Here is a 13,238-nt window from a genome sequence, read left to right as displayed (position 1 = left end):
TAGTTAGTCCTTACCTGCCTTAAATAAAAAGTCCTTTTCACCTTTCGTTAGACTGTCGTAACCACTTTTACCAATCTTATCCAATATGGCATCTACTTTTTGCTGATGCTCATTTTTATCGACAGTACTTTTGCTCGTAGTTTTAGTTTTATGAACAGTTCGATGTACTTTTTTAAATGGGCTTTTCTTTCTTGGTTTGAATAAATTTGTAAACCAATCCATGCCGTGCTCAAACCATTTGCCTATATCGTTCCCCTTTGCCATTTGTTGCGCGTATACATATCCGAAAATCGCACCTCCCAGATGCGCTATTAATCCGCCTGCATTTCCTGAAACCGGCATTCTCACCAGATCGAACAACAGCATAAACAACGCGATATGCCACAACTTTACAGTAAAGAAAAAGATACGCAGTTGTGTATTCGGACTGTAGGTAGCGATAAAAACCATGATCGCCATCACTGCAGCCGAGGCTCCTAATAAATAGCTACGGGAATTTTCGAATACCGGAAACAAATTATAGGAAACAACATATAATAGCCCCCCAAAGATCGCACCCAAAAGGTATACCGTTAAGAATCTTTTTCCGCTGAATAAATTCAATATTATTGCTCCAAACCAATACAACAATAACATATTGAAAAGCAAGTGAAAAATATCGTAGTGCAAGAATGCATACGTGATAAATGCCCATGGCTGGAGTATGATCTCCGATACATCATCGGGTAATACAAACCACTCGGTAATTGCTATAGGCTTAACGCCTATAAAGAATGCGACAAGCCGAACAAATAAAAATATTGCGGCATTAATAACAATTAACTTGATCGCCGTATTTGCTGTTTTAAATTGATATAGTAAGCTGTTTGCCGCCATGATCAGTACCAACGTGTGTTATCGAAACTATTTTTTTTCCAGTAATAGGCCATGATAAACCCAAATAACGCCCCACCTATATGGGCCCAGTTTGCTATGTTTTGTCCAAATAACGAGAAGCCTGTGAGTCCTGAAAACAAATCTAATACTATCAAACCGGGGATAAAATACTTCGCTTTAATTGGTATTGGTAGGAAAATAAGCATAAGCTCGGCATTCGGGAACATCATACCAAAGGCAACCAACACCCCGTAGATTGCTCCGGAAGCGCCTACCGCAGGGACATTATATGAATTAAAGAACCGTTGCGATTCTTCTATTCCTATCTGTGTTATTTCTCGGTAACTCCCGGGAACCAACGTTTCATTCAATAAATTCCACACCTCAGTTTCGCTAACGCCCAATGCCATCAACGCGTCAATGCCACTGTGAACATGAAAGTACCCCACAGCCGAATGTATTAATGCAGCTCCAAGTCCGGCCGAAAAGTAGAAGAACAGGAATTTATTCCTTCCCCATCTCGCTTCGAGAGGAGAACCAAACATATACAACGCGAACATATTGAACAGTATATGCATGAAATTAGAACTGTCATGCATAAACATATGTGTAATGGGCTGCCAAATCTGAAAGTTAGGGTTTTCAAAATAATAAAGAGAAAACAAGCGATAGGCTACATCAGCAGAAAGCAAAGAGCCTGCATAAACAAGCACATTGATTATTATTAATACCTTAACCGTTTCGGTGATTCTTCCCATTTACATAAATCTTTTATCTAGGTCTGTTACATCCAACGTAACTAATACCGGTTTATTTTCGGGCGATACACTGGGCTCTTTACAAGCAAATAACTGATGAACCAAATGGATCTGCTCTTCCAAATTTAAAGAGGTTCCTGTTTTAATTGCCAGACTTTTCGCCAGACTTTTTGCCAAAAGGTCATTTAAACTAAAGCTTGCGTCGGGCACCTCCTCTTTTATATCACTTATAAGCTTAGTAAGAACTTCCTGCACGCGGCCTTCGGTCATTGAAACAGGGATCCCGTCCACCTGTAGCCAATCTTCTTCTTGCTCTGAAAAAACGAAACCCGTGTGTTCCAGTTGTTCCTTTAAACCTGAAATTAACTCAATATCGGATTTAGAGAATTGTAATTTCAGCGGAAATAATAACTGCTGACTCACACCTTCCTGTACTGTTATATTCTTCAAAATTTCTTCATACAGCACTCGTTGATGTGCCAAATGCTGATGAATGACCATTAAGCCGCTTTTAATGGGGCTAATGATGTATTTGTTCTGCAACTGAAACGTCGTCTGATTTTCCTGAGTTTCTTCCGAAGAAAACAAACTTCCGGTCACCTCTTCACTTTCAAATTCAATATTGTGAAGATCAACCAGGGTTTCGGTTGTTTCAGATTTAAGTCCTACATAGAGGGATTCCCAGGACCCTCCTTTTTCTCTTTTATAAGGAAACTGAATATTTCCCTGTCTGGGTTCCTTCTGAAAGGGATTAAACTCACGATCAACTTCAATGGTGGGCGCAACAGGATTTTTTTTACTGTAATTGTAGGGTGTATCGAATCCCGATTCCTTATTGAAATCCAAAACCGGTGCAATACTGAACTGCCCCAAACTATGCTTTACCGTCGCCCGAAGCATCGCATAAATGGAATGCTCATCATCGAATTTGATCTCAGTCTTGGTGGGATGAATATTGATATCGATTGATTTGGGATCAACTTCAAGAAATAAAAAATAACCCGGTTGCATTCCGTCCTTGATCAAACCTTCGAAAGCTGAGTTTACGGCATGGTGTAAATACGGACTTTTAATAAATCTGTCGTTTACAAAAAAGAATTGCTCTCCCCTGCTCTTTCTGGCAAATTGTGGCTTTAGAACAAACCCGTCCACCTTTACGATCTCTGTCTCCTCTTCTACCGGAACCAGTTTTTCATTGGTTTTACTTCCAAAGATATTGACGATGCGTTGTCGCAAATTACTTTGAGGCAGATTAAAAACATCGCTCCCGTTGTGCAGCATCGAAAAGGATACTTTTGGGTGGGCTAAGGCCACTCTGTGAAATTCGTCAATGATATGCCGGGTTTCCACCGGATTGCTCTTTAAAAAATTTCTTCTTGCGGGTATATTATAAAAAAGATTTTTTACTGAAATGGTCGTGCCTATTGGAACTACCTCAGAAACCTGTTCGGTCACCTCACTACCTTCGATAGAAAGTTTGGTGCCAATGTCTTCATTTTCGGTGCGCGTTTTCAGCTCAACATGTGCTATGGCGGCAATAGAAGCCAATGCCTCTCCTCGAAATCCTTTGGTATGTAAATTAAAAAGATCCTCGGCAGAACGGATCTTGGAAGTTGCGTGTCGTTCAAAACTAAGACGGGCGTCTACCGGACTCATCCCACAGCCGTTATCGGTAACCTGAACAAGGGTTTTCCCGGCATCCTTAATGACTAAAGTAATGGTAGTAGCACCGGCATCAATGGCATTCTCCAACAATTCCTTAACCACTGAAGCAGGACGTTGTACGACCTCTCCTGCAGCGATCTGATTGGCAACATGATCTGGTAAAAGCTGAATGATATCGGCCATTAAAAAGGCTTATAAAAATATTGAAAGGTCAAAATCAATGATCCACAAAAAAAACAAAATAAGAATGAGTGCAACGACAATTACCGTACGGTTAAATTCTACGTTTCCTCTATTTCTGTGATCCATCCGGGCATCCCGCCAATGCGACCCATAATCGTTTCTGTTGTAAGTTTCGTAATATTTGTCGAATTTGTTTCCGAAATCATACGGATTGGACTCATGGTCCTTCCCGTTGTAATAACGCGGTGTATAATTATACCTATTGTTGGGTTTAGTACGTTTTAGAAAACTGATCTTCATAATACTGTTATTACCTTCAAATGTACTTAAAATATAGTAGTTTTTGAAGTGATTGCTATGACTTCTTATAAACAATTACCGTACCGAACCAACAGTATGTTCTATGGTAACTTCCGAAAAAATAAAAGAAATTTAGAATTTGGCTTCTTTGCGAAGTTGTGCCATCTTAATGGCTGCTATGGCGGCTTCGCTGCCTTTATTTCCGTGTTTACCACCGCTGCGGTCAATAGCCTGTTGCATGGTATTATCGGTAAGAACACAAAATATAACAGGAATATCTCCGTTCACATTTAGATCTTTTATCCCTTGCGCAACCGCTTCACAGACATAGTCGAAATGTTTCGTTTCCCCCTGAATCACACTGCCAATGGCAATAATAGCATCCAACATATCGAAACTTTCTGCCATCTTTTTACAGCCATAGATCAATTCGAAACTCCCGGGAACATTCCAGCGAACAATATTTTCTTTTATTCCGCCACAATCGAGAATGGCGTCAAAGGCACCTTGAAACATGCCCTGAGTGATCTTAGGATTCCATTCAGAAACAACGATCCCAAACCGAAAGTTCTTCGCATTTGGGATCGTTGCTTTATCGTAAGCCGATAAATTTGTCGTTGCTGTTGCCATGACTATTGCATTGCTTCTGCTCTTCCTACATAAATAACCGCTTTTGCGGCTTCAGGAGAATTTGGATATTCTTCTTCTATCTTGGTAAAATGCTTTAAGGCAACATCGGGTTTATTCAGATTTATTGCTGCAATTCCTGCTTTTAGCAAAAATCTTGGCGTAGTTACCTCATTAGTGCGCATGCTGGCTGCTTCTTCGTAATATTTTAAGGCTTCCTCAGTTTGGCCTAATTGCACAAACGCATCACCTATGGCTCCTTTAGCCAGTGGTCCTGACATTTCATCGTCTCCGTCATAATCATCCAGATTATCAATGGCTGCCTGATAATTTCGTAAATTCAGGTATGACATCCCTGCGTAATAACGTGCAAGATTTGCTGCAGCAGTTCCGGAGTAATTTTCGATGATCTCATCGAATCCGTATTTCCCTTCACCTCCGTTTACCGCAAGTGTAAAAAGTGAATCTTTTGCAGGTGAAGTAAGTGCCTGTTCGTAATAAGACTGTGCCTGAAACATTTCGTTCATGGCTTCGGCTTCCTTCGGGTTTTGAACAAATTGCTGATATGCAAGATAGCCCAATACACAAATAGCGACAGCACCAACCACGCCCAGTATGATCTTCTGGTTCTTTTCTACCCAGGCTTCCGTCTTCGATGCACCTTCATCCAGCGTATTGAACACTTCTGCCGTTGTACTTTTCTCCTCGATCGCAGATTGTTTCTCGGCTTTTGTTTTGGGTTTATGTCCTCTTTTCTTGTAGGTTGCCATAATTTTCTTTGTTGAAGCGCAAAAATAAAATTTTTATTACAATTTAAAAGGGAAAATATTTGTTATTTTTCAATAATTTGCAAGCTGTATTTTCTGAATTTCTTCAGAAGAAATACACAATTACATAAAACGCAACTACCTCATTACTATGATCTTACAATCGCTTTCGCTTCTTAATTATAAAAATTTTGAAACGGAATCTTTCGAGCTTGATCCAAAGATCAATTGTTTTGTTGGAAATAATGGTGTAGGAAAGACCAATGTACTCGATGCCGTTTACCACTTATCCTTCGGAAAAAGCTACTTTAACCCTATCACGAGTCAGAATATAAAACACGGCGAAGAATTCTTTGTTGTAGAGGGCACCTATGAGAAGAATGACCGGGCGGAGAAGATCGTTGTAAGCGCTAAAAAAAATCAAAAAAAGATCATTAAGCGCAACGGAAAACCCTATGAAAAGTTCAGCGAACATATCGGGTTTTTACCGCTGGTGATCATCTCTCCGGCAGATCGAGATCTTATTATTGAAGGCAGTGATACCCGTCGAAAATTTATGGACGGCGTGATATCTCAAGGTGATTCTAGTTATTTAAGAACGTTGATCAATTACAATAAGACATTGGCGCAGCGTAATTCGCTTTTAAAGTATTTTGCAGCCAATTCAACATTTAATCAGGATACTCTAGAAATATACAATGCACAACTAAACGAATACGGTTCAATTATCTATCAAAAGCGATCTGAATTTCTTGATATTTTCATGCCAATTTTTAAGAAACGGTATGTGTCCATAAGCAATGGAAATGAAGAGGTATCATTAATTTATAAGAGTCAGTTACAGGATGAAAATCTGCTTACCCTCCTTCAAAATAATCTCGGTAAAGACAAGATCACACAGTATACGAATTTTGGAATTCACAAAGACGATCTGCTGTTTGAGATCGATGGGCACCCCATCAAAAAATTTGGCTCGCAGGGACAACAAAAATCATATCTTATCGCCCTAAAACTGGCGCAATTCGATTTTATCAAGGATCAAAGTGGGGTATTGCCTATTTTACTGCTGGATGATATATTCGACAAACTGGACGAAGAACGCGTAGAGCAGATCATAACCCTGGTAGATGATGAAAATTTCGGACAATTATTTATCAGTGATACTCACGCAGACCGTACCGAAGCAGTAGTAAGGAAGGTTCATCAAACCTATAAGATGTTTAGATTGTAGATTAGGATAAGTAATAAGTGAATAGTGAATAAAATGTATAAAATAGGAGTGCTTATTTTTTCTATGTTAATGATTTCCTGCGGAAGACAGGACCCAACAGAACAATTAGAACATCTTTCTGGCTATTGGGAGATACATCATGTTACCATGCCCGATGGAACGAAAAAGGATTTCAGTATTAATACTACCATAGATTATATAGAGATCGAAGGAAATATGGGAGTGAGAACAAAACTGAATCCGCAATTTGACGGAACTTTTATCACTACAAATACTGCTGAAGCCTTCAGTATAAAAATTGAAAATGACAGTCTCAGGTTATACTATCAAACCCCGTTTGCCAGTTGGAAAGAGACAGTGATCAAAGCGAAAGACAGTCTTTTAGAAGTGTTAAACCATGAAGGAAAGCGCTATACCTACCACAAATTTCGTAAGTTTAAGTAAGCTCATTCATACTTTAAATGTAATTATTCGATTCCGATAAAAATGGCAAAAAGACAGGGAGAACACTCAAAACTCGGTGACGTATTAAAGGATTTTATTCGTTCAAATCGTCTGGAAAAAGGGCTGGATAAAGTGTCTGTAAAGGACGCCTGGCATAGTGTTTTAGGTGACGCCATCTCCAAGTATACTACCGATGTAAAATTAGACCGAGACACGCTATACGTTCAGTTAAGCTCATCGGTATTACGTGAAGAATTAAGTTATGGCAGAGAAAAGATCATAAGATTATTGAATGCCGAACTCGAGAAAGACCTTATTAAAAAACTCATTCTGCGATAAAAAAAGCCGACAGTTCTCACAGTCGGCTTAATAGTATTATTTATTTCTATTTAGAAGATCTCTCTTCCTGCGAAATGAAATGCCCCTTCGATGGCTGCATTTTCATCGCTATCACTTCCGTGAACCGCGTTTTCACCAATAGAGGCTGCGTATAATTTACGGATGGTACCTTCGGCAGCATCGGCAGGATTTGTAGCACCTATCAGCGTACGGAAATCCTCTACCGCATTCTCCTTTTCCAGAATGGCAGCCACTATCGGTCCGCGAGTCATATATTCTACCAATTCTCCAAAGAACGGACGCTCTTTATGGATCGCATAAAATTCTTTCGCATCGGCAGTAGTCATTTGCGTTAATTTCATTGCCGAGATCTTAAAACCAGCAGCAGTAATTTTTTCAAGAATGGCTCCAATGTGTCCTTTTTCAACACTATCGGGCTTTAACATAGTAAACGTTCTATCGGTTCTCATGGGTAATTAAATTTTTTGCAAAAATATACATTTGAAATACAAATACAACCTAAATGCGTATTTAATGTCATAGCATTTCCTGAATACAAAATTAGATTCGGAAATTCTGTTACCCGCAGAGAAGTTGTATCTTTGCCTCGATGAATTCTGAAACTACCGAGATCGTAAAAAAACTACTGGAATCCCCTAAAAGAGCAGTAGTCGTGGGACATAAAAACCCTGATGGAGACGCTGTTGGCTCTTGCCTTGCCCTCTCCTTTATTCTAAATCGCTTAGGGCATAAAAGTGATGTGATCATGCCAAATGATTTTCCCGATTTCTTAAAATGGCTCCCCGGTAGTGAAGACATCGTAATTCACGACAAGGATACAGACAAAAGCATGACCTTGATCAATGAGGCCGAAATTGTTTTCACTCTCGATTTTAATGCGTTGGATCGTACGGGCGATATGCAGCAATTTCTGGAAGACAGCACTGCCAAATTTGTATTGATCGATCACCATCAGGAACCCGATAGTTACGCCGTTGCGAGTTACAGTGACACCTCAATGAGTTCAACTTCCGAAATGATCTATCATTTTCTGGAGGCATTAGACGAAATTGGAATTCTCTGTGTAGAAGTAGCTACGCATTTGTATACAGGAATTATGACCGATACAGGTTCTTTCCGGTTCCCTTCCACCACTGCGACGACACACCGAGTAATTGCACATCTTATTGAAATGGGTGCGAATAATTCAGAAATACACCAAAATGTATACGATACAAATACGCCCGACAGACTTCGATTATTGGGCGTTGCTTTAAAAAACCTCACTATCCTTTCAGAATATAACACGGCATATATCACACTTACGCAAAAAGAACTGGATACCCATAATTTTAGAAGAGGCGATACCGAGGGATTTGTGAACTATGCATTATCTGTAACCGGCATCGTATTTGCCGTTATATTTATTGAAAACAAACAAGATAAACTGGTTAAAATGTCATTCCGAAGTAAAGGTAATTTTTCCGTAAATGAATTTGCCCGCGAATATTATAATGGTGGGGGTCATATAAATGCTGCCGGAGGAAGAAGCAACCAACCCTTATCTAAAACCGTTACTGAATTTATTAGTATATTGCCCAACTATAAAAAAGCGCTCACTGATGCATCGTAACCTACTTTTTGCCCTCCTTAGCTTTTGCATTTTAATTGCTTCCTGTAAAAGTCCGGAAGCCCGTAGACCTGTTCAGCAAAATTCAGGTAGCTTTATAAAGGAATCTGCTGAACGAAATATCGAGATCTACAAAAAAGAAGAGGCACAAATAGCACGGTTGATCGAGAAGGATACCAAAAATGTATATATCGCATCCGAAAGTGGTTTCTGGTATTACTATGAAGAAAAAGATACTACGGCAACCGTATTTCCTAAACTTGGCGATGTGGTTACGTTTACCTACGATATTAAAATGCTGGATGGAGACGTTGTCGTTTCCGAAGAAGAAAACGGCTTGCAAACCTATAGAGTGGATCAAACCAACCAAGAGTTAATTTCCGGACTTAGAGACGGATTAAAACTTATGAAAGAAGGTGAAACCATTACGTTTTTGTTTCCTTCTTTTAAGGCATTTGGATATTACGGGTTAGAAAATAAATTGGGTACCAATATTCCGGTGCAAAGTACTGTTTCATTAAAATCAATAGAACAATCACAAGAAAATTAAACAACAAATGAAAAAATTATCTCTTTTACTTTTATTAATGACACTGGCTTTTACAGCGTGTGAGGACAAGTACCCCGATCTGGAAGAGGGTGTATATGCCGAGTTTATTACTAATAAAGGAACCTTCGTAGCAAAACTGTATCACGATGCTACCCCGCTTACCGTGTCGAACTTTGTTTCTTTGGCACAGGGAACTAACCAAATGGTGGATTCAGTTTACAAAGGAAAAAGATATTACGACGGACTCATATTTCACCGTGTGATCAAGGATTTTATGATTCAGGGTGGTGATCCTTTAGGAGACGGAACCGGAAACCCGGGATATCGATTTCCGGATGAATTTGTCGATACACTTCGTCATTCTAAAAAAGGACTCTTATCGATGGCAAATTCGGGTCCAACCACAAACGGGAGTCAGTTTTTTGTGACCCTGAAAGAAACCCCATGGCTGGATAACAAGCATACCATTTTCGGAGAAGTTGTTATTGGTCAGGAGGTAGTAGATTCCATAGGAATGGTTCCAACCACCAAGCCAGGAGATAAGCCGGTGAATCCTGTGATCATGGAAGAAGTGAATATAATTACCAAAGGCAATGTCAAAGTTCCAAATTTCACTGCCGAAATGGAGATCCTGGAAAAAGAGAAAAAGGAAAAAGCCGAACGTCTGGAGCGCGTAGCTATAGACAAGGCTGTTGATTTTGCTGAGATCCGTGAAAAAGCTACCACGTTAGAAAGTGGTGTAAAGATCTATGTTAATGAAGAAGGAACAGGTCCGAAACCAACAGAAGGCGGAAAAGTACTTATGAACTATTCGGGCTATTTCGATAATGGTGCGTTATTCACTACTAATGTCCTCGAGCATGCAGAAAAGTACGAGAATGTTGATGAAGCCAGAAAAGCAGCAGATCAATACCAGCCTACGGCCACCGATTACAGCACCGAAGCAAGATTAATCCCCGGGTTCAGAGAAGCCTTACTCAGTATGAGAGTTGGAGATAAAATAACGGTATTTATTCCGTCACATCTTGCTTATGGAGAAAGAGGGTATCCGCCACTAGTCCCCGGAAACACAGACCTTATCTTTGAGCTGGAACTTGTAGATGTTGTAGAATAGGAAGAACATTAAAAAAAAAAGCCGCTTTGTTAAGCGGCTTTTTTTATGGACTATTTTTTCGGAATATTTTTCAGGATTTCCTGTACAAAAGTCCAGAATTTCTGAGTGGAGGAAATACTGGCACGTTCATCGGGAGAGTGTGCTCCTTTTATAGTTGGTCCAAAGGAGATCATATCCATATTCGGATAATTTTGTCCCAGAATTCCACATTCGAGTCCGGCATGACAGGCGGCCACATGTGCCTTCTCGCCATTCAGTTCTTGGTACAATTCGTCAAGCACCTTTAAAATCGGACTCTCCATGTTCGGTGCCCAACCGGGATACGCTCCCGAAAAGGATACATCATATCCAGCCAGTTCAAATACGGAAGCCAAGGTATTGGAAAGATCTGTCTTGGAAGATTCGACTGAAGACCGCGTTAAACACTCAATTTTAATCTTTCCATCTTGCACAGTGACTTTTGCGATATTATTACTGGTTTCTACCAGGTCTTCGATGGCCGGACTCATTCTATAAACCCCGTTATGAGCAGCGTACATCGCTTTAATAAATCGCCGTTTATCTTCTGAATGCATGACCGATCCGGGAAGCTGAACAGATTCAGTTGTGATACTTAGTTGAGGTTCCAGCGTCTTATATTCTTCAGCAATCTGATCGCTTATGCTTTTAATTTCAGACTGAAAATTAGTTACTTCCGAAGAAGAAACAGTAACGACCGCGTTGCTTTCTCTGGGAATCGCATTCCGAAGACTTCCTCCCTGTAATTCTGAAACTTCGGCAATATCTGAAACAGCATTCAGGACCCGGTTCATCAATTTATTTGCATTTCCGAGACCTTTAATGATATCCATACCGCTATGTCCGCCCTGTAGTCCTTTAAGATTAATCTTAAACGCAGATGAATTTTCCGGGACTTCTACGTTTCTGAAGGTTCCGGTAGCCGTAATATCCACACCTCCGGCACAGCCAACGCCTATCTCATCGTCTTCTTCAGTATCCAGATTAAGGAGAATATCGCCTTGCAACAAACCGCCCTTAAGTTCCATAGCACCGGTCATTCCGGTTTCTTCATCTATGGTAAATAAGGCTTCAATTTCGGGATGTTCCATATCCTTGCTTTCTAATACAGACATTATGGTAGCCACACCTAGGCCGTTATCGGCTCCCAGAGTCGTTCCTTTCGCCCTAACCCAATCTCCATCCACGTACATTTCGATCCCCTGTGTATCGAAATCAAATTGTGTATCATTGTTTTTTTGATGCACCATATCTAAATGAGATTGCAAAACAACTTTTTGCCGGTCTTCCATACCCGGAGTTGCCGGTTTTCGAATGATCACATTCCCTATATGATCCACTATGGTTTCAAGTCCCAAGGTCTCTCCAAATTCCTTCATAAAGGCGATAACACGTTCTTCTTTTTTTGAAGGTCTGGGAACGGCATTCAGGTCTGCAAAATTATTCCAGATCGCTTTTGGTTCGAGGTTTCTTATTTCTTCGTTCATATTCCGATTCCGCAACTGCGGTGTTTTAAAATTAGAACACAAAATTAAGGTTTTACCCAGGGTTTAAAAATAATGTGGTAAAAGATTTCTTTGTATGTTTGATTTATGCAAAACAGAACACGTCTCATCCTGGCAACATTACTGCCGGTTCAGGTTATAGCATTACAATTTTTAAAGTATTTTCCGGAGTTCGTCGAATCGTATTACAGCAGAGGGATCTACCCGGTAATTTCAAAAATATCGCGTTATGTTTTTGGATGGATTCCCTTTTCCATTGGAGATCTCTTCTATGTACTTATTGCCATAGTGGCATTGAGGTGGCTGTATAAAAATGTAAAAAGACTAAAAACCCGTCCTGTTTGGTTTTTTGTAGATATTGCAGCTACCGTTTCCCTTGTTTATTTTGTGTTTCACTTGCTGTGGGGTTTTAATTATTACAGGCAACCACTTCATAAAACCCTGTCACTGGATTATCAATATACAACCGAAGAATTAATTACGACAACCCGTCGACTCATCGAAAAATCGAATACCATGCATAGAGAACTGGGGTATGCAGATAGTGTAAAGATCGACCTTCCCTATTCACAGCGAGAGATCTTTAAAAAATCACTAAATGGTTATCAAAATCTTGAAAAGGAATTCCCACAACTTGAATATTCTCCACGAAGCATCAAAAAAAGTGGCTGGAGTCTCGGGCTAACTTATATGGGATATAGCGGATATTACAATCCATTTTCGGGCGAGGCTCAGGTAAACAACCTCATTAAGACCTATAAATTTCCCGTAGTGAGCTGTCACGAAGAGGCACATCAGATAGGATATGCGGCAGAAAATGAAGCCAATTTTATCGCCACACTTGCTACCATAAATAATGAAGATAAATTTATTCAGTACAGCGGATATATCTTCGCACTGCGTTATTGTATTAATGAAATTGCAAGACGGGATATGGATGCCTACGATGAGATCCTTGAAACGGTGAATCCCGGAATACTAAAGAGTTATAAGGAAATGCGGGATTTCTGGGCACAATACGAAAATCCTTTTGAAGAGTTCTCAAAGGGTTTCTGGGATCAATTTTTAAAAGCAAATAATCAATCCAGAGGCATTATGAGCTATAGTTATATGGTGGCTTTGGTTGTAAATTACTTTGAAGATAAACCATTTTAAAATTTAAATGTTAAACCGTCAATTCTTTGAGGTTACTTTTAAAACCCTTGTTATCTTTAAGCTTCTTTTTTTAAAC

General features: G+C 39.8%; 15 protein-coding genes. 7 read left to right on the top strand and 8 right to left on the bottom strand.

Annotated elements, in window-relative coordinates:
* Positions 1–3: 3 nt before the first annotated feature.
* The 6 genes from ALE3EI_RS09335 to ALE3EI_RS09310 all read right to left on the bottom strand — a co-directional run bounded on the left by ALE3EI_RS09335 (position 4) and on the right by ALE3EI_RS09310 (position 5,179).
* The gene (locus ALE3EI_RS09335; RefSeq protein WP_186988041.1) at positions 4–876 is read right to left on the bottom strand and encodes a rhomboid family protein; all 873 of its coding nucleotides are present in this window, start codon (positions 874–876) and stop codon (positions 4–6) included.
* Between the two features lie 2 nt (positions 877–878).
* A complete protein-coding gene (locus ALE3EI_RS09330; RefSeq protein ID WP_186988039.1) occupies positions 879–1,634 on the bottom strand; it encodes a rhomboid family intramembrane serine protease in 756 nt (251 codons plus the stop codon).
* Positions 1,635–3,482 carry a DNA mismatch repair endonuclease MutL gene (gene mutL, locus ALE3EI_RS09325; RefSeq protein ID WP_186988037.1) on the bottom strand — a complete coding sequence of 616 codons (1,848 nt, stop codon included), beginning with the start codon at positions 3,480–3,482 and terminating at the stop codon, positions 1,635–1,637. It abuts the gene before it with no gap.
* Positions 3,483–3,491: 9 nt separating this feature from the next.
* Entirely contained in the window at positions 3,492–3,782 is a 291-nt protein-coding gene (locus ALE3EI_RS09320) for a hypothetical protein (RefSeq protein WP_186988035.1), read from the bottom strand.
* 132 nt (positions 3,783–3,914) lie between these two features.
* Entirely contained in the window at positions 3,915–4,412 is a 498-nt protein-coding gene (ribH, locus tag ALE3EI_RS09315; protein WP_186988033.1) for a 6,7-dimethyl-8-ribityllumazine synthase, read from the bottom strand.
* 2 nt (positions 4,413–4,414) lie between these two features.
* Complete coding sequence (locus ALE3EI_RS09310; protein WP_186988031.1) at positions 4,415–5,179, bottom strand: tetratricopeptide repeat protein; 765 nt, start codon at positions 5,177–5,179, stop codon at positions 4,415–4,417.
* Positions 5,180–5,327: 148 nt separating this feature from the next.
* Between ALE3EI_RS09310 and recF the strand changes: the two genes are divergently transcribed.
* Genes recF through ALE3EI_RS09295 form a run of 3 tightly spaced genes read left to right on the top strand, consistent with a single transcriptional unit; the run spans position 5,328 to position 7,190 of the window.
* The gene (gene recF, locus ALE3EI_RS09305) at positions 5,328–6,407 is read left to right on the top strand and encodes a DNA replication/repair protein RecF (protein WP_186988029.1); all 1,080 of its coding nucleotides are present in this window, start codon (positions 5,328–5,330) and stop codon (positions 6,405–6,407) included.
* Between the two features lie 33 nt (positions 6,408–6,440).
* Positions 6,441–6,851, top strand: coding sequence for a lipocalin-like domain-containing protein (locus ALE3EI_RS09300; RefSeq protein ID WP_233279948.1), 411 nt, complete (start codon positions 6,441–6,443; stop codon positions 6,849–6,851).
* Positions 6,852–6,893: 42 nt separating this feature from the next.
* Positions 6,894–7,190 (top strand): DUF721 domain-containing protein, encoded by a 297-nt coding sequence (locus ALE3EI_RS09295; RefSeq protein ID WP_186988025.1) that lies wholly within the window; start codon positions 6,894–6,896, stop codon positions 7,188–7,190.
* 50 nt (positions 7,191–7,240) lie between these two features.
* On the opposite strand, the gene ALE3EI_RS09290 is transcribed toward ALE3EI_RS09295, so the two are convergent.
* A complete protein-coding gene (locus ALE3EI_RS09290) occupies positions 7,241–7,660 on the bottom strand; it encodes a nucleoside-diphosphate kinase (RefSeq protein ID WP_186988023.1) in 420 nt (139 codons plus the stop codon).
* A gap of 140 nt (positions 7,661–7,800) precedes the next feature.
* Between ALE3EI_RS09290 and ALE3EI_RS09285 the strand changes: the two genes are divergently transcribed.
* Genes ALE3EI_RS09285 through ALE3EI_RS09275 form a run of 3 tightly spaced genes read left to right on the top strand, consistent with a single transcriptional unit; the run spans position 7,801 to position 10,484 of the window.
* Positions 7,801–8,823 carry a DHH family phosphoesterase gene (locus ALE3EI_RS09285; RefSeq protein ID WP_186988021.1) on the top strand — a complete coding sequence of 341 codons (1,023 nt, stop codon included), beginning with the start codon at positions 7,801–7,803 and terminating at the stop codon, positions 8,821–8,823.
* Positions 8,813–9,370, top strand: coding sequence for a gliding motility-associated peptidyl-prolyl isomerase GldI (gene gldI, locus ALE3EI_RS09280; protein ID WP_186988019.1), 558 nt, complete (start codon positions 8,813–8,815; stop codon positions 9,368–9,370). The genes ALE3EI_RS09285 and gldI overlap by 11 nt, the downstream gene beginning before the upstream one ends.
* Positions 9,371–9,377: 7 nt before the next feature.
* The gene (locus tag ALE3EI_RS09275) at positions 9,378–10,484 is read left to right on the top strand and encodes a peptidylprolyl isomerase (RefSeq protein ID WP_186988017.1); all 1,107 of its coding nucleotides are present in this window, start codon (positions 9,378–9,380) and stop codon (positions 10,482–10,484) included.
* 50 nt (positions 10,485–10,534) lie between these two features.
* On the opposite strand, the gene ALE3EI_RS09270 is transcribed toward ALE3EI_RS09275, so the two are convergent.
* The gene (locus ALE3EI_RS09270) at positions 10,535–11,989 is read right to left on the bottom strand and encodes an aminoacyl-histidine dipeptidase (protein WP_186988015.1); all 1,455 of its coding nucleotides are present in this window, start codon (positions 11,987–11,989) and stop codon (positions 10,535–10,537) included.
* Between the two features lie 105 nt (positions 11,990–12,094).
* Here ALE3EI_RS09270 and ALE3EI_RS09265 point away from each other — a divergent pair, with 105 nt between their 5' ends.
* Positions 12,095–13,162 (top strand): DUF3810 domain-containing protein, encoded by a 1,068-nt coding sequence (locus ALE3EI_RS09265; RefSeq protein WP_186988013.1) that lies wholly within the window; start codon positions 12,095–12,097, stop codon positions 13,160–13,162.
* The last annotated feature ends 76 nt before the right edge of the window (positions 13,163–13,238 follow it).

Origin of the sequence: Constantimarinum furrinae (genome assembly GCF_014295415.1) — a bacterium.
Classification (GTDB): Bacteria; Bacteroidota; Bacteroidia; order Flavobacteriales; family Flavobacteriaceae; genus Constantimarinum; species Constantimarinum furrinae.
This window is presented reverse-complemented; position numbering and strand designations above follow the sequence as displayed.